Below are 258 nucleotides of genomic sequence, written 5' to 3'. Positions count from 1 at the left end.
ACGGCCGCCAACGAGGACACCGCACGTGCCAGCCTGGACGCGTTCCAGGCCAGTGAACTGGGCCAGAGATACCCGCAATCGGTCAAAGTCTGGCGCGACGCCTGGGACCGGTTCGTGCCGTTTTTACAGTTCCCGCCAGCGGCCCGCCGGGTGCTCTACACCACGAATTCGATCGAATCGCTCAACGCTGAACTGCGTAAAGCTACCCGTAACCGCGGGCAATTCCCGAACGACACCGCGGCGCTGAAAACGCTGTGG

General features: G+C 63.2%; 1 protein-coding gene. It reads left to right on the top strand.

Annotation, left to right across the window (positions count from 1 at the left end):
* Positions 1–258: transposase (locus QP413_RS10065; RefSeq protein WP_284781618.1), on the top strand; the 258-nt coding region annotated here is incomplete at both ends.

This window comes from Corynebacterium sp. UMB4614, assembly GCF_030217065.1.
GTDB lineage: Bacteria > Actinomycetota > Actinomycetes > Mycobacteriales > Mycobacteriaceae > Corynebacterium.
This window is presented reverse-complemented; position numbering and strand designations above follow the sequence as displayed.